Origin of the sequence: Actinomycetospora lutea (assembly GCF_028737205.1) — a bacterium.
In the GTDB taxonomy this organism is placed as follows: domain Bacteria; phylum Actinomycetota; class Actinomycetes; order Mycobacteriales; family Pseudonocardiaceae; genus Actinomycetospora; species Actinomycetospora lutea.
Genome location: NZ_JAQZAL010000010.1, coordinates 166,997 through 185,945, shown reverse-complemented (window position 1 = coordinate 185,945; position 18,949 = coordinate 166,997). Strand labels below are relative to the sequence as shown.

Here is an 18,949-nt window from a genome sequence, read left to right as displayed (position 1 = left end):
GGGCGCGCCTCCTCCTGACGGCGCCCGCCGCGGAGCAGGCTCGTGGTGTCGGAGAGACCCACGCCACACCGCGACCCGGAGCCCGTCATGAGCAGCACCGCGACCCTCGAGCGCCCCACCGCCACCACCGCGTCGGCGATCGCCGTGACCGGTCGCGACCGCGCGGTCCTCGCCGCGATCGCCGCCGGCCGCGTGGCCGTCGCCCCGGGCGCCGGCTTCGCGCTGGTGGTCGACGGCTGCTGCTGCGCCGACCAGTTCGCCGGCGCGCGCCTGCGGGCCGCCGGCCTCATCCGCGGCGCGTCGTGCGGCTCGCCCGACCTGACCCCGGCCGGTCGCGCGCTGCTGACCGGCGTGTGAGGCCCTCAGGACAGGTTCAGCACCGCGAGCACGCCGCCCTGGATCGTCGAGACGTAGCCGGTGCGCCCGTCCGGTGTGACGGTCACGCTGCTCGGGCCCGCCGGGGTCGGCAGGGTCGCGGTGACGGCCAGGGTCTGCGCGTCGATCACCGACACGGAGTTGCTCTTGTTGTTCGCGACGTAGGCGAAGCGCCCGTCGGGGGCCCAGGTGATCTCCTGCGGGTTGTCCCCCACCGGGATCGTCGCGACGAGCGTGTCGGTGGTCGTGTCGATGACCGTGACGTTGTCGCTGTCGTAGTTCACGTTGGCGAGCAGCGGCCGGACCGGGTTCACGGCCACGCTGTGCGGGCTGGTGCCGACCCGGACCTCCGCGATCACCCCGTAGGTCGCGGTGTCCAGCACGGTGATCAGGTTCGACTCGTGGTTGGGCGTGTAGGCCCGCGTGCCGTCGCGGGAGAACTCGACCCAGTGCGGGTTCGGGGCCACCTTCACGTCCCGGATCAGGGTGTTCGACGCCGTGTCGATGACCGAGACCGAGCCCGAGTCGTGGTTGGGCACCCACAGGCGGGCGCCGTCGGGCGAGACCGCCGCGGCGAACGGCCGCGTCTGCACGGGGATGGTGGCGACGACCTGGTTGGTCGTGGTGTCGAGCACCGAGACCGCGGCGATCGTGCGGGCGTCGTCGAAGACGCTGACGTAGACGCGCTTCCCGTCCGGCGCGAAGGTGAGGTACTGCGGGGGCCCGGAGGTGATCGGGATCGTGGCCGTCACCGCGTTCACCGAGGTGTCGACGACGGTGACGACGCCCGCGGCCCGGTTGGCGACGTAGACCAGGCGGCCGTTCGGCGAGACCTGCGCGTACCCGGGCGTCTGGCCGGCCGGGACCGGCGTGCCCAGCGTGGGGATCGGGACGCTCGCGACGACCTCGACCGGCGGCGGCGCCTCGGCCGCCTCCTCCTGCGGGGTGGTCCCGCCCAGCAGCCGGACGCCGGCGACGCCGATGCCCGTGACCAGGGCCAGCGCCAGCACCCCGGCGACCACGGCGACGAGGCGCCGCCGCGGGCGCGCCGTGTCGGTGCCCGGCGGGACCCCGGGGGGTGGCGGGCCGCCCGCGCCGGCCCCCGTCGGGCGACCCAGCGCGACCGGGCCGGTCGGCGCGTCGTCGTCGGCGGGCTCGTGGCGGGCCGGACCGCGACCGGGGGGACCCGGGGGACGCCCGCTGCCGCTCCCGCCGCTCCCACGCGTGCCGATCGTGCTCGCCTCGGCGGGCGGTGTGGTGGGCGCGTCGGGGACGAACGCGGTGGTCAGGCCCTCGTCGGCGGCGGGGGCCGTCGGGGGCGCCTGCTGCGGGGCCTGCGGTGGCGGTGCGGCCGCGGGGCGCGGAGGCGCGGCCGTCGCCGCCTGCTGCCCGTACGGCGGACCACCCGCGGGTCGGGGGCCGGGGAAGCCGCCCGACGGGGGCCCGACCGCGGGCATCGGCCCGGAGGGCGGCGCCGTGCGGGAGGGCGCGGCGGGCGGGGTGTACGGGCGTCCCGAGGAGTCGGGCAGCGCGGACGCGAGGATCGCGGCGCCGAGCGCCACGGCGTACTTCGGGTGCGTGTCGACGACGGTCGGGCGGCCGATCTCCGCGGCCACCATCTCCGCGACGAGCGGGATGCGCGAGGAGCCCCCGACGAGCAGGACGGCGCTGAGCTCGGAGGGGTCGACGTGGGCCGAGCGCAGCGTGCGGGACAGCGCGGTCACGGTGGTCTCGAGCGGCGCCCGGACCATGTCCTCGAGCTCGGCCCGGGTGATCGTCACGTCGAAGTGCCGCCCGGGCAGGAACACCGGGACCACGGTCTCGGTGTCGACCGACAGGGCCTCCTTGGCGAGCACGCAGTCCTGCCGCAGGCGTGCCAGGGCGACGCTGGTGGTCGGGTCGCGCAGGTCGAGGTCGTCGAGCATGCCGCCCGAGGCGTGGTTGACGTGGGCGAGGACGGCCTCGTCGAAGTCGACGCCGCCGAGGCGCTCGATCCCCTCGGGCGACCCGAGGATCTCCACCCCGCCGTCGCGGGCGCGCAGCACGGTGGCGTCGAACGTGCCGCCGCCGAGGTCGTAGACGGCGATGACCTCGCCGTCGCGCAGCGCGTGGGAGGACGCGTAGTGCGCCGCGGCGGCGACGGGCTCGGTGACGGTCGGCGGGTTGTCCAGCCCGGCGAGGGCCGGCACCTCCTCGAACAGGCCGCGGCGGAACGGGCCCCAGTTCGCCGGATGGGTCAGCACCACCCGGTCCGGCTTGCTGCCCTCGGTCTCGGCGACGCTGGTCAGGACGTCGCGCAGCAGGGCCGCGAGCAGCGTGGTCACCGGCTGGGACGTGCCGCCGAGCATGACCGGGGTGGGGTCGCCGAGGCGGCGCTTGAACTCGCGGCCCTGGCGGTCGGGGTTGCTGACGGCGCGGCGGGCGGCGGCGTCGCCGGTGAGCAGGGACCCGTCCTCGCGCAGGAACACCACCGACGGCGTCGCGACCGACCGGTCGCCGAGGCTGACCATCTCGACCTGGTCGTCCCGAGCGATCGCCGCGGCGACGAATGTCGTCCCGATGTCGACACCCAGGCTGTACATCAGGCCGCCTCCCCGATATTGCTACGCATGGTAACTGTCACGGGAAGGAAAGCCGAGTGATTGCCCTGATGGATCGAGCGGCCGCCGCCAACGACTGCGGACAGTCGTCGCGGCCGGTGCGCAAGGGGGGTAAACCCCACCTCGTCCTCGGGTGGGCACCCTTCCCGCTCTACGCCGCGTGGCCGCACCATGACGTCATGGCACCGGACTCGCTCCCCGCGGTCCTCTCCGGTGGAGACGGAGCGGAGCGGAGCTCGACCGTCGGCGTCGGCGCCGACGGCCCCTGGCACCAGCGCATGCGCCTCGAGCGCGAGCTGCACGACGGGCCCGCACTGCGGCTCTCGGCGCTCGCCCTGCGCCTGGGCCTGATGGGTCACCGCTGCCAGGACCCCGAGCTCGCCGAGGGCATCGCCGGCGTCCAGGACGAGCTGCACGCCGTCCTGGAGGAGCTGCGCAACCTCGCCGGGAAGCTCTACCCGCCGCTCCTGGACGAGGCCGGCCTCGGGCCCGCGCTGCGCCAGGTCGCCGAGCACACCGACGCCCCGGTTGCGATCGTCGACAACTCCGAGCGCTTCGGTGCCGCGCTCGAGGGCGCGACGTACTTCGCGGTCGCCGAGTGCCTGGCGGCGCTGCCGGTCGGCGCGCCCGCGGTCGAGGTGGCGATCAGCCGCGAGGGCGACGAGCTGGTCCTCGCGGTGACCGGGCTGGAGCCGGGCGCCACCGAGCGCCTGCAGGAGACCGCGCGCTCGCTCGGCGGGCGCACCGACGTGGGGCCCTCCGGGTCCGTGACAGCGAGGATCCCGTGCGCGTAGCCCTGGCCGAGGACGGCGCCCTCTTCCGCGAGGGCCTCCAGATGCTGCTCGAGGCCGCGGGCCACGAGATCGTCGGCTCGGTGGCCGACGGCGACGCGATCGTCCGGCTGCTCGCCACCGAGCCCGTGGACGTGGCGATCCTCGACATCCGGATGCCCCCCGAGCCCGACGGCGGCCTCACCGCCGCCGAGCGCCTCCGCGCGCTGCACCCCGACATGGGGCTGCTGTTCCTCTCGCACTACGCCGAGTCGCACTACCTCATGCGGATCCTCGGGATCGGCACCGAGCGCGTCGGCTACCGGCTCAAGGAGAAGGTCGGCAGCGTCGACGTCCTGTCCGACACCCTCGAGCGCATCGACGGCGGCGAGATCGTCATCGAGCCCGTGCTCGCGAAGCGGCTCGTGGAGAAGCCGCAGGGCGGCAGGTCGGGCCTGATCTCCGCGCTGTCCGAGCGCGAGGTCGACGTGCTGCGGCTGATGGCCGAGGGCCGGTCGAACAACGGGATCGCCGGCCAGCTCTACGTCACGCCCAAGGCGGTCGAGAAGCACATCGCCAACATCTTCGACAAGCTCGGGCTCCAGGCCGACACCGCCGCGCACCACCGGCGGGTCCTCGCGGTCCTCACCTACCTGCGCTCGCAGCGCGAGGACGGCTGACGCGGGCCGGGCTCCGGGGCCTGTTCGGGGGCTCCCGGGCGCCCTAGCCTCGCGCCGGAGGGGAGGCCCGGGCACGGTGAGCGCGGACAGCACGGTGAGCACGGACAGCACGGCGGGCACGACGACGGTGGGCACGGCGCCCCTGCGTGTCCACCTGGTGCGCCCGCTCCTCACCGCGGGCGTGGTCGTCGTGGTGCTCGGGGCGGTCATGGCCGTCGCGTCGGCCCTCACGCCGCCCGACACCGCCGCGGTGTGGGCGCCGTTCCTCGGCGCCGTCCTGGCGGTCGTCGTGCTGCGCCTCGCCGGGCCCGCCCTCGAGCGCCTCGCCACCCGCCTCGACCCCCGCCCGACCTCGCCGTACGCGGCGCTCGCGGCGGCCGGCGCCCGCACGAGCGCCGAGTCGCTCGAGGCCGCGCTGGCCGGGCTCGCCCAGGTGCTCGCCGACGGCACCCGCGCGCGCCGGGCGTCGATCTGGCTCGCGCTCGACCACGGCCTGGTCCCCGCCGAGGCCGATCCCGCCCGCCCCGAGGTGCTGGTGCCCGACCTCGCCGCGCTGCTCGCGAGGCCCGAGGTCGACCACGCCGTGCCCGTGCGCACCGGCGACGAGCTGCGCGCGGTGCTCGTGCTCGAGAAGCCCGGGCAGGCGGTGACGCCCGCCGACCGCCGCCTCGTGCGGGACGTCGCCGCCGGGGCGGGGCTGCTCGTGCGCGGCGCGCGGCTCAACGCCCGGCTCGCCGCGCGGGTGCAGCGCGCCGACGACCTCGGCCGCGAGCTCACCGAGTCGCGCCGACGCCTCACGCGGGCCCGCGACGCCGAGCGCCGCCGGCTGGTCACCGAGCTCGCGCACGTCACCACCGACCGGCTCGAGGCGCTGCGCGCGGCGCTGGCCGAGGCCGGGGCCGCGCTGGACAGCGACGACCCGGCCCCGGCCGGCCCCGCGCTCGCCCGCGCCCTCGAGGGGCTCGAGGACCTCATCGACCGCTTCCGGGTGATCGTGCGCGGCGTCTACCCGACGGTGCTCACCGCGCAGGGCCCCGTCGGCGCGCTCGAGGAGATGGCCGCCGACCTGCCCCGGGCGACCACGGTCGTCGGCCGGCTCACCGAGCGCCTGGCGTGGGAAGTGGAGTCCGGCCTCTACTACGTGGCCGCGGCCGCCCTGACCCACCTCGCGTCCTGCGCGGGCGAGGGCCCGGTGGAGGCCGTCCTGACCCACGAGGGCGGGCAGCTCGCGGTCCGGGTCGGCGCGGTGGTCTCCGGCGGCCCGGAGGTCGTCGACGCGCTGCGGGCCGCGGTCTCCGAGGACGCCGACCGGCTCGCCGCGCTCGGCGGCCGGCTCCACGTGGAACGTGACCACGAGCGCCTGCAGATGGTCGCCTCGGTCCCCGACGACCTGGAGCCCGTCGTCGAGTCCTCCCCGCAGGACCGCGGATGACCGCCACGGCCGCACGGGCGGAGACGGTGGGTGTCGTCACCCGCTCCGGGGGCCCGAGCCCCGCGACCCTCGGCTGGGGGCTGCTGCTCGGCCTCACCTCGCTGTTCTCGTTCGTCTGGCTGGGGCTCGGCGCGGTCATCGCCCTGGCCGCCTCCGTCCCCGGGCTCGCCGATCCGGCCGCCGACGCGGGGACCTGGCCGCGGGCGATCGCCGACGCGGCCGCCCGCAGCGAGCCCGCCGGGCAGGCGCTGGTCGACTACGTCCTGTCGATCGCGGCGATCGTGCTCGCCGTGGCCCTCATGCGCCGCGCGCCGCGGTGGTGGGTGGCGCGGTGGCTGGTCGTCGCGCTGGTCGGGTCGGCGGGGGCGTTCAACCTGCAGGCGCACGCCGCGGCGGCCGCCGCGCGCGACGCGGTCGGGATCGAGATCGGCGGGGTGCACCAGGTCGTCCTGCACGCCGTCGCCTGCCTGGCCTACGTGGTGGCGCTGCTCCTGCACCCCACCGGCCGGCCCGGGGTCGACGCGCGGACCGGCACCGGGCGCCTCGTGATCGCCGCCGGGTCGGTCGGGCTGCTCGTGGTCGGGTTCGGCACCGCGCTGCTGCCCCACACCGTGAGCTGCGTGCTGTTCTTCGGCGCGGTCGTGCCCGGGGCGGGCCTGATCGCGCTGACCCAGCGGCAGCGGTCCGGGAGGCTCGGCTCCGAGCAGCGCACCCAGGTCCGGCTCGTGGTCAGCGTGCTCATCGCGGCGGTGGTCACGACGGCGGTCCTCGGGATCATGACCGTGGTCCTGCTGGTGTTCGGCCGCCCCGGGCTCGAGCTGGTGGACCCGACGGCCCACGGCACCTACGCGCCGACCGGACCGCTGTTCTGGAGCTCGCGCCTCGCGTCGGTGGCGATCCCGATCGCGGTGCTCATCGCCGCCGACCGCCCGCGCCTCTGGTCGGCCGAGAGCCGCTTCGGGCGCGGGCTGGCCCTCGCGCTGCTCGTCGTCCTCGCCGGCGGCACCGTCGTGAGCACCGAGGCCGCGCTGACGGGGCGCCTCGGCAGCGTCCCCGCCCTGGTGATCGCGATCCTCGTCGGCGCCGCGCTCTACCCCGTGCTCTCCGAGCGCATCGAGCGCACGGTCGACCAGCTGCTCTACGGGCGGCGGCCCACCCCGTACAGCGCGCTGGCCGGGATCGTGGCGCTGACCGGCCCGGGCGACGAGGAGGGGCCCGACGTCGCGGCGATCGCGGAGGCCGTCGGTGCCGGGCTCGGGGCGCGCTGGTGCCGCCTGACCGTCACCCGCCCCGGGCTGCGCGACCGCACCTACCGCTGGGTCGCGCCGGGTGCCGAGGGTTCCGAGGGTCTCGGGGATTCCGAGGACGACGCCGACGACGGCGTCGAGGTCACCGTGAGCCGCGGCGACGAGCGCATCGGCACGCTGGCCGTCGACCGCGGTGCCGGCGCGGGACTCGACGCGGAACGCCGCCGGCTGCTCGGCGACATCGCCGACAGCCTCACCCCGGTCCTCGAGGCGAGCAGGCTCGGGATCGACCTCGAACGCCAGCTGCGCGCCGCCCGCGCCCACGCCGAGCACATCGCGGCCTCGCGGCGCCAGGTCGTCGCCGAGATGGACCACGAGCGCCGCACCATCGAGCGCGACCTGCACGACGGCGCCCAGCACCACCTCGTGTCGCTGCGCCTGGGACTCGGGCTCGTCGAGCACCACGTGCGCGCCGGCCGCATCGACAAGGCCCGCGAGCGTCTCGCCGACGCGCTCGTGCGGATCGCGACCGCCGAGTCGAAGCTCGCCGAGACCGCCACCGGCGTGTCCTCGCTCGTGCTCTCCGAGCGCGGCATCGTCCCCGCGCTGGCCGCCGACTTCCACGGCGTGCACCCGCCGGTCACCCTGTCCTCCGAGCTCGCCGAGGGCCGCCGCTTCGACACCGACGTCGAGGCCGCCGTGTACTTCTGCTGCCTGGAGGCGGTCAACAACGCCCGCAAGCACGCGCCCGGCGCGACGGTGACCGTGCGGTTCAGCGAGTCCGTGACCGCCGCCGGCCCCCAGCTGCGGTTCGTGGTGCGCGACGACGGCCCCGGCTTCGACCCGGCGGCCCTGGGCGGCGGGGCGGGCAAGGGGATGCGCAACCTCAGCGCGCGGATCGTCCGCGCCGGCGGCGGCATCTCGGTCGACTCGGCGCCCGGGCGGGGCACGACGGTCGAGGGCCACGTCCCGGTCGCGCCGGCCGACGAGGCCGCGGCCGCCGCGCCGGTTGAGCCCCTGTCCGAGGACGACGCCACCCAGGTCGGCCCGTCGCTGCTGGACCACCGGACGCTCACCCTCGCCGCCCTCACCGAACGCCCGCCGTCGAAGACGGCCCCGGTCGCCCGCCCGGCGCTCCCGCTCCGGCCGGCCCCGGTCCCGCCGGAGCAGGCGTCCGCCGAGACGGAGGTCGTGGTGGTCGCGGGCGCCGCTCGCGCGCCCGACGGCGACGCGGAGACGGCGCGGGTCGCGACCCGCGGGTCCACGGAGGTCGGCGACGGCGCGGGCGGTGACGAGCGGGACACCGAGGCCGCCGCCGACCCGGACGCCGAGGTCGGGTCCGGTGTCGAGCCGGAGGCCGAGCCCGAGCCGGTGGCCGAGCCTGACTCCGAGTCGGAGGCCGAGGGTGAGCCGGAAGCCGAGGCCGAGCCCGAGCCGGAGCCCGAGCCGGAGCCGGAGCCCGACGACGCCGAGCCGTCCCCCGAGGACGCCGAGCCGGACGCCGAGCCTGAGGACGCCGAGCCCGAGGACGCCGCCGAGGACGCCGAGCCCGAGGACGCCGCTGCGGACGCCGCCGGGGACGAGGGCGCCGAGCCCGACGCCGGCCCCGAGGACCCCGGCACGCCGCCCGTCGCCGCGCCCGGACCCCGTCCGATGCCCGTCGGACCGGCCCGCGAGACCGACGGCACGCCGGGCCCGATGCCGCGGGGCGCCCCGGAACCGCGCCGGGAGCCGGTCACCGCGCTGACGCCGCTCGCGGTGGTCCCCGGCCCGCGGCAGCCGTCGCGGACGGTCCCGATGGTCAGGCCCCCGACCGCCGGTCAGATCCTCCTCGGGCAGGTGCGCGAGCTCCTCGACGAGGCCCGCACCGCCTGGCCCGGTGGTCCGCAGGCGGCCCGGATCGCCGAGATGCGCGCCCGGCTCGAGGGCGGGCTGCGCCTGGCGGTGCGCTCCAGCGTGGGGCCCGCGCCCGCCCCGACACTGCGCGCCGTGCTGGGCGAGCACCTCGCGCGGGGCACGGTCGTGGTCGACGACGCGCGTCCGGACGGCGTCGTGATGCTCACCGACGTGGGCGGCCCGAGCCAGCGGCCCCCGCTCCCCCACGCCCTCGTGGCGGCGGGGACGCCGCAGTGGTCGGCGGCCGCGGTCGACCGGCGCCTGGTCGCCCGCTCGGAGGTCCTGCGCGCCCGCACTGCGGTCGAGGCCCTCGACCTGTTCCTGCGCGCCGCGCCACGCGACCCGCGCAGCGAGCACCTGCGCTACCGGCTCGAGGGGCTGCGGATCGGCAACCACGCGCTCGTCGAGGTCGAGCTGCTCGCCCGCCCGCCGAGCCTGTCCCCCGCCGACCAGAAACGCGCCGAACGGCTCTGGGGTGGCGACGGCGACGCCCCCCACCATCGCCTGGGGCTGCCGCCGGACGCCGACCGCGCAGCCCTGACCGAGGCCATCGAGGCCGAGCGGCGGTTCTGGCGGCTCCGGCTCGCCCACCCGGCGTCGACGCGCGGCCTGCGGATCGCGTCCGAGGCCGCGCTGCGGACCTGCGACGAGCTCCGGGGCCGGCTCGGGCGCTGAGGCACTGGGGGTTTGCCCTCCCGGGTCCGGGGGCCGGCCCCGGCCGGGCGGGGGCGCACTCCATCGAGACGCCGCTCGCCCGGGGGCAGGCTCCTGACCAGCGAGAACACGCCGATCTGGCGGGTCCGCCGAGTCGGGAGGCCAGTATGTCGATCATCGCAACCGCCGTGCCCCGGCCGTGGTCGCACGGTCGTCGCCGGGCCCGGGAGTGGGCCGAGATCCGGTTCGCGGAGCACGAGGTCCGCACCCTCTGGCGCACCGCCGCGATCCGCGGCGGGCTCGGCGAGAAGGTCTTCTCGCCCAGCGGCACCATGATGGCCGTCCCCGACGTCACCGCGATCCACCTCGGCCCGCCGCTGCGCTTCACGATCCGCCTGCGCCCCGCGCAGATCTGGGAGGACGCCACGGCGGCCGGACGGCACGTGGCGAACGCGCTCGCCGTGCCGAACGTGCAGTTCACCCAGCTCGCGCCCGGCTGGATCGAGATCCAGGCCCCTGCCGACCCCGTCGCGACGGACGAGCGCGCGCAGGACGGCGCGGACGCGACCCCCGAGCTGCCCCCGCGCCCGACGCGCCCGCTCTCGCCCGTGGTCGCGCGCGCCCTCGCCCGCGGGCACCGCGCACCGACCGCGCGCTGACGACCGGAGCGAACGACACCCTCGCTGCTCTCGAGGCAGCGCGGGCGTCCTTCGCTGCGTCCACGCCCGCCGCGACCGGCGGAGCGACCCGCGGCGATCCGCCTCGATCGCCTCGTGTCGAGGTCTCTAGCGTTCGCCCGATACGCCCGGAGACGGCGCGATGGCCCCGCCTGTGAGCGCCTCGATCCCGGGGCCGACGACGGCCAGGAGCATGTCGGCGAGGACGTCGGCCGGCTCGCCGTCGCCCGCGCCCGCGGCGTCGGGGTCGCCGAGCCACCAGTCGGCGAGCCCCTCGGCCGCGCCGACCAGGGTGTGGGCGTAGGGCAGCGCCACGGGGCGGGGCACGCCGAGCCCGCCCGCCATGAGGTCGGCGGCCTGCCCGACGATCCGCCGGCGCAGGGCGTCGACCTCGCCGGCGAACGGTCCCGTCGACGCCTGCCGGTAGAGCACCGTCCACCCCGCGCGCTGCGTGGTCAGGGCGTGGAAGAAGGCGCGCAGGGCCCGGCGCAGGCGCACGAGCGGGGCCTCGCGGGTGTCGCCGGCCGCGGCCTGCACCGCGTGCAGGAGCCGCTCGGCCTCGCGCTGCAGGCAGGCAGCGAACAGCTCGTCCTTGCTGCCGCCGTGCGCGTACACCAGCGGCTTGCTCACCCCGGCCCGCGCGGCGACCGCGTCCATCGAGGCGCCGTGGAAGCCCTCCTCGGAGAAGACCGCCACCGCCGCGTCGAGGACCTGGCGCCGGCGGACCTCCGGCGCCAGGCGCTGCCGGCCCGTGCGCGACGTCTCCGAGGTCACGCTTGCACCGTATCTACCGACGCGTAAAGTACGGCGCGTTGGCGGGACCGCCAGTACCGGACACCACGACGTCCCTGAGACAGCCGGAGTGAAGCCGTGCCCGAGAAGATCGACGTCAACGAGCTGGGCCGCACCGTCGACCCCGCGTCGCTGTCGCACGAGCAGCTGGTCGACGCCCTGCGCGACGGTCTGGCCGGGGGCGGGGGCAAGGACATCGATCCCTCCCTGTTCGCGCGGCTGGTCAAGAGCACCGGCAAGGGCCAGCTCGAGGCGGTCATGTCCTCCGACGTCCGCCGCCCCGTCCTGGACGCCATCTTCGGGCGGATGGCGGAGTTCTACTCCTCGAAGGGTTCCAGTGCGAAGCGCCAGGTCGTGCACTGGCACGTCACCGGCGCGTCGTCCGGTGGCAGCGACGACTTCCAGACCGCCATGCAGCACGGCACCTGTGAGGTCTCCGAGCTGCTCACCGAGGAGCCGCGCACGAAGCTGACGATGGACGGCGTGCAGTTCCTCAAGGTCGTCACCAACAACGCCTCGCCGGTCACGCTGTTCATGACCCGCAAGCTCAAGGTGGCCGGCGACGTCGGCTTCGCCACCGCGCTGCAGAAGATGTTCACGATCCCCACGGCCTGAGGAGAGCGCCCGCCATGACCTTCTCGATGGAGCTCTCCGAGGAGCACACCGACCTGCGCGACTGGGCCCACGGGTTCGCCGCCGACGTCATCCGCCCGGCCGCGGCCGAGTGGGACGAGCGCGAGGAGACCCCGTGGCCGGTGCTGCAGGAGGCCGCGAAGATCGAGCTGTACAACTTCGAGACCCTGGCCAGCTTCTGGGGCGACGAGACGGGGCTGAGCCTGCCGATCGTCAACGAGGAGCTGTTCTGGGGTGACGGCGGCATCGGGATGGCGATCTTCGGGACCACCCTCGCCGTCGCCGGCATCTTCGCCTCGGGCACGCCCGAGCAGATGGTCGAGTTCATCCCGCAGTGCTACGGCGACGCCGGCGACGTGAAGGTCGCGGCGTTCTGCTCGTCGGAGCCCGAGTCGGGCTCGGACGTCTCGGCGATGCGCACCCGCGCGACCTACGACGAGGCGAAGGACGAGTGGACGCTCACCGGCGCGAAGGCGTGGGCGACCAACGGCGGGATCGCGAACATCCACGTCGTCCAGGCCGTCGTCGACTCCTCGCTCGGGTCGCGCGGCCAGGCGGCGTTCGTGGTGCCGCCGAACACGCCGGGCCTCGAGACGACCAAGAAGATCAAGAAGATGGGCCTGCGGGCGTCGCACACCGCCGACGTCTTCCTCGACGACGTCAAGGTCCCCGGCTCCTGCCTGCTCGGGGGCAAGGAGAAGCTCGACGAGCGTCTGGCGCGCGCCCGGGAGGGGCAGCGGTCGAAGGGCTCGTCGGCGATGCAGACCTTCGAGCTCTCGCGCCCGACGGTCGGCTCACAGGCCGTCGGCATCGCGCGGGCGGCGTACGAGTACGCGCTGGACTACGCGAAGGACCGCGTGACCTTCGGGCGCCCGATCATCGACAACCAGTCGATCGCGTTCACGCTCGCGGACATGAAGACCGAGATCGACGCGGCCCGCATGCTCGTGTGGCGCGCCGCGTGGATGGGCCGCAACAACGTGGCGTTCGAGGCCGGCGAGGGCTCGATGTCCAAGCTGAAGGCCGGCCGCGTGGCGGTGTGGGCCACCGAGCGCGCCATCCAGATCCTCGGCGGCGCGGGCTACTCCCGCGAGCACCCCGTGGAGCGGATGCACCGCGACTCGAAGATCTACGACATCTTCGAGGGCACCGAGCAGATCCAGCAGCTCGTCATCGCCCGCGCCATCAGCGGCCGGCACATCGCCTGACGGGCTCCTCGGTCAGGCGGCGGCCAGGTGGAAGGTGCTCGCGAACCGGTCGAGGAGCTCGCCACGTCCGCGCAGCACCTCCACCTCGCCGGTCGCGATCGCGTGCTGCGGGGCGAGCGCGCCGGAGATGAGCCGGTGGATGCTCGGGCCGGTGGCGAAGGCGAGGTCGACCGGACCGTCGCCGCGCGCCACGTCGAGACGGGGCCCCTCCACCCGGACGAGCAGCTCGGCGGGACCGAGGCGCGCGGCGTAGGCGGTCGCCGGCAGGTCCGCCGCCACGTGCGGGCGGAAGGCCGTGCGCAGGGCCACGGTCATCGAGTCGGGCGTGAGGATCTGTTCCTCCCGCGGCTCGCCCATCGCCTTGAAGCCCCAGGCGCCGAGCGCGAGCACGAGGGGCTCGAGCTCGCGGCCGTAGCCGGTCAGCTCGTACACGATCACGCGCGAGCGCGGGGCCCGGCGCAGGATGCCCGCCGCCTGCAGCTCCTTGAGCCGCGCCGCCAGGATGTTGCTCGGGATGCGGGGCAGGCCCTCGGCGAGCTCGCCGTACCGGCGCGGCCCCACGAGCAGGTCGCGGACGATCAGCAGGGCCCAGCGCTCGCCCACGAGCTCCAGGGCTCGGGAGACGCCGTCGTACTGCCCGTACTCGCGGGCGGGCACCGCCTCAGCCCTGCTCGCTCGCGACCGCCTCGGAGCCCTGCTGCGCGGCGGTCGGGTCCATCCACCCGAACTCGAGGGCGTTGCCGTCGGGGTCGGTGATCCCGCGCTGGTACATGAAGCCGTAGTCGGCGGCGGGGCGCGGCTCCGCCCCGCCAGCGGCGAGACCGTTGGCGGCGGCCGTGTCGACCGCCTCCCGGCTGTCGAGGAAGATCGCGGTCGACACCGAGGGGTTCTTCGCGGGGTCGCCGATCGGCAGGTCGGTGAAGGTCTGGAAGAACTCGCGCGTCAGGAGCATGACGACGCTGTGGTCCTCCTCGACGACGACGCACGCCGCGTTGTGGTCGGTGAACAGCGGATTGATGGTGAAGCCGAGGGCCGTGTAGAAGCCCTTCGCGCGGTCCAGGTCCGTCACCGGCAGGTTCACGAACAACGCGGTCATGGCGGTCTCCCCTTCGTGGGGTCGGTTCCCGACGACGAGGACACTTGCGAAAAACAAGTGAGGCGTCAAGACCTCACGGCACGGGACGCCAGGAGCCGCGCGGCCGCGGGATCGTGACCGGGTGGTGGCGGGCGATCCGGACGTCGGCGGTGTGCTCGCCCGCCTCGATCAGGGCCCGGCGGTGCCGCTCCGCCTCGCGGTGGGCCGCCGCGAGGGGGTAGGGCCCGTAGGCGTCGCGGAAGCGCCCCGCCGGGTCCGCGACCACCACGAGGTATCCGAAAGCGCCGTCGACGGACTCGCCGTACGCGGGATGTGCCTGTTCGTCCATCCACTCCCCCCGGAGGACTCGCCACGGTGGTGTGGACGACGCCCGACGGGTGTCCACCGTGGTCCGTGCGCCCGCGCGAGCAGTGCCGCCACACGGGTGACGAAGGACTGTCGATATACCCCGGCAGGGCGGGGAACGGAACAGGACGCGCCCCGGAGTCTGCGCTCTCGTGCCACGGGCGTCGCTCACCGGCCAGCAACGCTGCCCCGAACGGGCGACGCCGCGGGCCGGCGGACCCGGCCGGGCCGTCGGACGGGGGACCGCTCAGACGGTCTCCTCGATCGGCGCGCCGCTGGCGGCCTTCTGGACCGACTCGCAGCCCTTCCGGGCGGCGGCCTTGGTCTCGTACGCCTCGCCGGAGGCGACGATCTGGCCGTTGCTGGCCTTCAGCCGGAACCGGAACTTGCCGGCCTTGTCCTCGCACACCTCGAACTTGCCCGCCATGCTTCCTCCGCTCGTGGTCTGAACGTGCTGGGCACCGGCGGACGCTAGTACGAAAGGACGCACGGTGGTCCCACCCGATGGGCGCGTGTGCCGACGCGGTCGAAGCCGCGGCCCCCGACGGGCGTGGTGACCCGCGCCACGGGGAAGGGAGACGCCATGACGGTCGACAGCGAGGGTCCACTCACCGAGGCGCTCGGCACCGACTTCTTCTCGGTGCGCCGGCGGTTCACCGAGGCGCAGTGGGACACGTTCATGGCCGTCCGGCGCTACGTCGACCGCGTCGTGAGCCCGGCCGCGCCCGCCGCCTGGGACGCCGCGGAGATGCCGTGGGAGGTCATCAACGGCCTGCCCGAGCTGGACGTCGTCGGCGACGACATCACCGGCTACGGGTGCCCGGGACACGACCCCCTGACCAGCGGCCTCGTGGCCATGGAGCTCGCGCGCGGCGACGGCAGCCTCGCGACGTTCCACGCCGTGCAGTCGGGCCTCGCAATGAAGTCGATCGCGATGCTCGGCTCCGAGGAGCAGAAGCAGGAGTTCCTGCCGGCGATGGCGCGCCTCGACCTCATCGGCGCCTTCGGGCTCACCGAGCCCGAGCACGGGTCCGATTCCGTGTCGCTCGAGTCGACCGCCCGCCGGGACGGGGACGACTGGGTGCTCGACGGCCGCAAGCGCTGGATCGGCAACGGCAGCATCGCCGGGCGCACGGTGGTCTGGGCCCGCGACACCGAGACCAACACGGTGCTCGGCTTCCTCGTGGACACCACGACGCCCGGCTACGAGGCCGAGATCATCCCGCGCAAGGGGTCGATGCGGTCGGTGTGGCAGGCCGACATCCGCCTCGACGGTGTGCGGGTGCCCGAGCGCGACCGGCTGCCCGGCGCGGAGAACTTCAAGGACACCGGTCGGGTGCTCGCGACCACCCGCGGCACCTGCGCGTGGATGGCGCTCGGCCACGCGACCGCGGGGTACGACGCCGCGCTGCGCTACGCCCTCGACCGCAAGCAGTTCGGCAAGCCCCTGGCCGGGATGCAGATCGTCCAGGAGCGCCTGGTGCAGATGCTGGCCGAGCTCACCGGCATGCAGCTCTACTGCATGCAGATCGCCCAGCTGGCCGAGGACGACGACCTCGCGCCGACGATCGCGGGCCTGGCGAAGATGAACAACACCCGCAAGGCGCGCTGGGTGCTCTCGCACGCCCGCGACCTGCTGGGCGGCAACGGGATCCTGCTCGACAACCACGTGATGCGGCACATGGCCGACATCGAGTCGATCCACACCTTCGAGGGCACCGAGACGATCCAGACCCTCATCGTGGGCCGCGAGATCACCGGCCACAGCGCCTTCACCTAGCCCACCGTGGTCACCGCGGGCTCCAGGCGCACCGGCAGCTCGGCGTAGCCGCGCAGGATGCGGGTGGGGCGGCGTCGCGGCGGGCCGGCCGGGGCGAGGCGCGGGTGGCGCTCGAACAGCGCCCGGAGCGCGACCTCGCCCTCCATCCGGGCCAGCGACGCGCCGAGACAGAAGTGCGGCCCGCTGGAGAACGCCAGGTGCTCCTTGGCGTTCGCGCGCCCGACGTCGAACGTGGCGGGGTCGGTGAAGACCTGCGGGTCGCGGTTGGCGCCGGCCAGCACGGTGACGACCAGGTCGCCCGCCGCCAGGGGCTTGCCGGCGATCTCGGTGTCGACCTTCGCCCGGCGCGCGGTGCGCTCCACCGGCGGGTCGAAGCGGAGGATCTCGTCGACCGCGGTCGGCCACAGGTCCGGCTCGGCGGCCAGGCGCTCGCGCTGCTCGGGGTGGGCGAAGAGCTGGCTGGTGCCGTTGCCGATGAGGTTGACCGTGGTCTCGAAGCCGGCCGCGAGCACGAGCAGCGCGGTGGACACGAGCTCCTGCTCGGACAGGCCGGCGCCGTCGTCGTCGACCTGGCCGACGATGTTCGACAGGAGGTCGTCGCCGGGCTCGCGGCGCAGGCGGCGCAGGTGCTCGCGCATCCAGTCGTTGAGGGCGGCGAGGTTGCGCTCCATCGAGGCGTGCGCGCGGCGCGTGAGCCCCATGTCCAGCGACGTGGCCGCGCCGTCGCCCCAGGCGAGGAACTGGTCGCGCATCGAGGTCGGCACCCCGAGCATCTCGCTGATCACAGTGACCGGCAGCAGGCTGGCGTAGCGCTCGACGAGGTCGACGGTCAGGTCGCCCCTCCCGTGGGCGCCGTCGTGGGCGGCGCGGTCCATGTCGTCGAGCAGCTCCTGGGCCACCGCGGAGGTCCGCTCGCGCAGCGCGGCCACCCGCTTCGCGGTGAAGGCGCGGCTGACGAGCTTGCGGTACCGCAGGTGGTCGGGTGCGTCCACCGCGAGCATCGAGGGCGGCTCGATGGGGCCGGGGTTGCGCGGCGGGCCGGCGAGCGCGAGGGCCGCCTTGGCGGGCGCGGGCACGACCTCGGTGGGGTGGGTGACGCCGAAGTCGTCGCTGCGCAGCACCGCCGTCGCCACGTCGTGGTGGACCGTCAGCCGCGCGAACGCGCCGGGGGCGAAGGGGTGCGACGCCCGCAGCATCTCGTAGTGCGGGAACGGGTCGGCCTGCATGACCGGGTCGAGCAGCAGGCGGGCGTCGGGGTTGCCCGCGCGCACCTGGCGGCGGATGGCCGCGCGCATCAGGCCGTGCGTGGCGCCCCAGCGCAGCGTGGTGCCCACGGACGAGGACACGGACGAGGTCAGGGTCACGGCGGCCTCCCGCGGTCGGTTGGTACGGCTCCGTACCGGCAGCTGGGCGAAACCATACTCGGAGTATGTGTTCGTCGTCCAGGGCTGCCGCGGGTACGTCCCCGCCGTGCAGACGACCCTCCGCGCCTCCGGCCCGCTGCCCGCCGCCGCGGCGTGGGAGCGCTACGCCGACCTCGACCTCTGGAGCCACTGGGCCCCGCAGATCTCGGGGGTCGCCGTGGCCGGCGGGCACGCCCGGCGACTGCACCCCGGCCTGACCGGCACGGTGCGGGCGGCCGGGCTGGTGCACGTGCCGTTCGAGGTGCTCGCGGTCGACGAGGCGGCGCGCACCTGGTCGTGGCGCGTGCGCGTGGGGCCGATCACGCTGCACCTCGACCACGGCGTCGACGACCCGCGCCCCGACGACGGGCCGCACGTGGGCGCCCGCACGTGGCTGCGCACCACCGGTCCCGGGCTCGTCGTGCTGCCCTACGCCCCGCTCGCGCTCGTCGCCCTGCACTCGCTGCTCCTGGAGCGCTGAGGCGTGCGCCTGCTCCTGACCGCCGACACCCACCTCACGCCGCGCTACCCGAACCGCGGCCTGCCCGACGAGCTCTGGTCCGCGATCGGGGCGGCCGACGTCGTCGTGCACGCCGGCGACTGGATGGACCCCGCGCTGCTCGACGCGTTCGAGCGGCGGGCCGCGCGGCTGGTGGCCTGCTGGGGCAACAACGACGGCGACGTCCTGCGCGCCCGCCTGCCCGAGACCGCCGTCACCGAGCTCGACGGCCTGCGCCTGGCCGTGACGCACGAGACGGGCGCGGCCGACGGCCGCGAGCGCCGCTGCGACGCCCGGTTCGGGCCCGGGAGCGGGACCCCGGTCGACGTCCTCGTCTTCGGGCACAGCCACATCCCGTGGGACTCGACGACCCCGGGCGGGGTGCGGCTGCTCAACCCGGGCTCGCCCACCGAGCGGCGGCGCCAGCCCGCCTGCACCTACATGACCGCCGAGGTCCGCGACGGCACGCTCACCGCCGTGCGGCGACACGACCTGCCACCCGCAACCGCGCGGCGTCCCTGACGTACTACTGTGCGTCATCGTGTCCGGACGGGTGATCGTGGGCGTGACGGTCGCTCCGTGTCCCCCGGTCGGGCGAACTGTCGGTGATGCTGCTGGTCGCGGACCACGGGATGGAGGAACAACCGTCCCCCTCGATGAGCACGGTGGGTGATGCCCTTACCGTTTCCCGGGCGGTCGGAACAGCACCAGGCGTCCGGGACGCCCGATGACCGGACAGGAGGACGGCGCGTCGGCGGTACCGCCTCCTCGCGGGCCCGCGAGGGGCAGGACGACGACGGGAGGCTCGTGACGATCGCCGGTGCGGTGTGGTCGGTGCAGTCGCGAGGATCGAGACGAAACG

At 75.3% G+C, this 18,949-nt stretch carries 18 protein-coding genes; 11 read left to right on the top strand and 7 right to left on the bottom strand.

What is annotated here, in order from left to right; genetic code table 11:
- Positions 1-87 precede the first annotated feature (87 nt).
- On the top strand, positions 88-357 hold the full coding sequence (locus tag PHK61_RS13445) for a hypothetical protein (RefSeq protein WP_274281491.1): 270 nt from the start codon (positions 88-90) through the stop codon (positions 355-357).
- A 5-nt stretch (positions 358-362) separates the two neighbouring features.
- Here the strand turns inward: PHK61_RS13445 and PHK61_RS13440 are convergent, their stop codons facing one another.
- A complete protein-coding gene (locus PHK61_RS13440) occupies positions 363-2,957 on the bottom strand; it encodes an Hsp70 family protein (protein ID WP_274281490.1) in 2,595 nt (864 codons plus the stop codon).
- 197 nt (positions 2,958-3,154) lie between these two features.
- On the opposite strand from PHK61_RS13440, the gene PHK61_RS13435 reads away from it, so the two are divergent.
- The 5 genes from PHK61_RS13435 (at position 3,155) to PHK61_RS13415 (ending at position 10,313) form a co-directional block, all read left to right on the top strand.
- On the top strand, positions 3,155-3,769 hold the full coding sequence (locus tag PHK61_RS13435; protein WP_274281489.1) for a histidine kinase: 615 nt from the start codon (positions 3,155-3,157) through the stop codon (positions 3,767-3,769).
- Positions 3,760-4,425, top strand: coding sequence for a response regulator transcription factor (locus tag PHK61_RS13430; protein WP_274281488.1), 666 nt, complete (start codon positions 3,760-3,762; stop codon positions 4,423-4,425). The genes PHK61_RS13435 and PHK61_RS13430 overlap by 10 nt, the downstream gene beginning before the upstream one ends.
- A gap of 94 nt (positions 4,426-4,519) precedes the next feature.
- Positions 4,520-5,857, top strand: a complete 1,338-nt coding sequence (locus PHK61_RS13425; RefSeq protein ID WP_274281487.1) for a sensor histidine kinase — start codon at positions 4,520-4,522, stop codon at positions 5,855-5,857.
- Positions 5,854-9,675, top strand: coding sequence for an ATP-binding protein (locus PHK61_RS13420; protein ID WP_274281486.1), 3,822 nt, complete (start codon positions 5,854-5,856; stop codon positions 9,673-9,675). The genes PHK61_RS13425 and PHK61_RS13420 overlap by 4 nt, the downstream gene beginning before the upstream one ends.
- A 146-nt stretch (positions 9,676-9,821) precedes the next feature.
- Positions 9,822-10,313 (top strand): hypothetical protein, encoded by a 492-nt coding sequence (locus tag PHK61_RS13415; protein WP_274281485.1) that lies wholly within the window; start codon positions 9,822-9,824, stop codon positions 10,311-10,313.
- 126 nt (positions 10,314-10,439) lie between these two features.
- On the opposite strand, the gene PHK61_RS13410 is transcribed toward PHK61_RS13415, so the two are convergent.
- Entirely contained in the window at positions 10,440-11,105 is a 666-nt protein-coding gene (locus tag PHK61_RS13410) for a TetR/AcrR family transcriptional regulator (RefSeq protein WP_274281484.1), read from the bottom strand.
- Between the two features lie 96 nt (positions 11,106-11,201).
- On the opposite strand from PHK61_RS13410, the gene PHK61_RS13405 reads away from it, so the two are divergent.
- Positions 11,202-11,738, top strand: a complete 537-nt coding sequence (locus PHK61_RS13405; RefSeq protein WP_274281483.1) for an SCP2 sterol-binding domain-containing protein — start codon at positions 11,202-11,204, stop codon at positions 11,736-11,738.
- Between the two features lie 14 nt (positions 11,739-11,752).
- Positions 11,753-12,964 carry an acyl-CoA dehydrogenase family protein gene (locus PHK61_RS13400; RefSeq protein ID WP_274281482.1) on the top strand — a complete coding sequence of 404 codons (1,212 nt, stop codon included), beginning with the start codon at positions 11,753-11,755 and terminating at the stop codon, positions 12,962-12,964.
- A gap of 12 nt (positions 12,965-12,976) precedes the next feature.
- Here the strand turns inward: PHK61_RS13400 and PHK61_RS13395 are convergent, their stop codons facing one another.
- From PHK61_RS13395 to PHK61_RS13380, 4 genes are all read right to left on the bottom strand, one after another.
- Complete coding sequence (locus tag PHK61_RS13395) at positions 12,977-13,621, bottom strand: winged helix-turn-helix transcriptional regulator (RefSeq protein ID WP_274281481.1); 645 nt, start codon at positions 13,619-13,621, stop codon at positions 12,977-12,979.
- A gap of 4 nt (positions 13,622-13,625) precedes the next feature.
- A complete protein-coding gene (locus tag PHK61_RS13390; RefSeq protein WP_274281480.1) occupies positions 13,626-14,060 on the bottom strand; it encodes a VOC family protein in 435 nt (144 codons plus the stop codon).
- 73 nt (positions 14,061-14,133) lie between these two features.
- Positions 14,134-14,388: a hypothetical protein gene (locus PHK61_RS13385; protein WP_274281479.1), complete on the bottom strand. Its 255-nt coding sequence runs from the start codon at positions 14,386-14,388 to the stop codon at positions 14,134-14,136.
- A gap of 264 nt (positions 14,389-14,652) precedes the next feature.
- The gene (locus PHK61_RS13380; protein WP_274281478.1) at positions 14,653-14,832 is read right to left on the bottom strand and encodes a YegP family protein; all 180 of its coding nucleotides are present in this window, start codon (positions 14,830-14,832) and stop codon (positions 14,653-14,655) included.
- Between the two features lie 156 nt (positions 14,833-14,988).
- Here PHK61_RS13380 and PHK61_RS13375 point away from each other — a divergent pair, with 156 nt between their 5' ends.
- Positions 14,989-16,185 carry an acyl-CoA dehydrogenase family protein gene (locus PHK61_RS13375; protein WP_274281477.1) on the top strand — a complete coding sequence of 399 codons (1,197 nt, stop codon included), beginning with the start codon at positions 14,989-14,991 and terminating at the stop codon, positions 16,183-16,185.
- Here the strand turns inward: PHK61_RS13375 and PHK61_RS13370 are convergent.
- On the bottom strand, positions 16,182-17,549 hold the full coding sequence (locus tag PHK61_RS13370) for a cytochrome P450 (RefSeq protein ID WP_274281476.1): 1,368 nt from the start codon (positions 17,547-17,549) through the stop codon (positions 16,182-16,184). The genes PHK61_RS13375 and PHK61_RS13370 overlap by 4 nt on opposite strands.
- Positions 17,550-17,616: 67 nt before the next feature.
- Here PHK61_RS13370 and PHK61_RS13365 point away from each other — a divergent pair, with 67 nt between their 5' ends.
- Both PHK61_RS13365 and PHK61_RS13360 read left to right on the top strand, forming a co-directional pair.
- The gene (locus PHK61_RS13365) at positions 17,617-18,069 is read left to right on the top strand and encodes an SRPBCC family protein (protein WP_274281475.1); all 453 of its coding nucleotides are present in this window, start codon (positions 17,617-17,619) and stop codon (positions 18,067-18,069) included.
- A gap of 3 nt (positions 18,070-18,072) precedes the next feature.
- Positions 18,073-18,609: a metallophosphoesterase family protein gene (locus PHK61_RS13360; RefSeq protein WP_274281474.1), complete on the top strand. Its 537-nt coding sequence runs from the start codon at positions 18,073-18,075 to the stop codon at positions 18,607-18,609.
- The last annotated feature ends 340 nt before the right edge of the window (positions 18,610-18,949 follow it).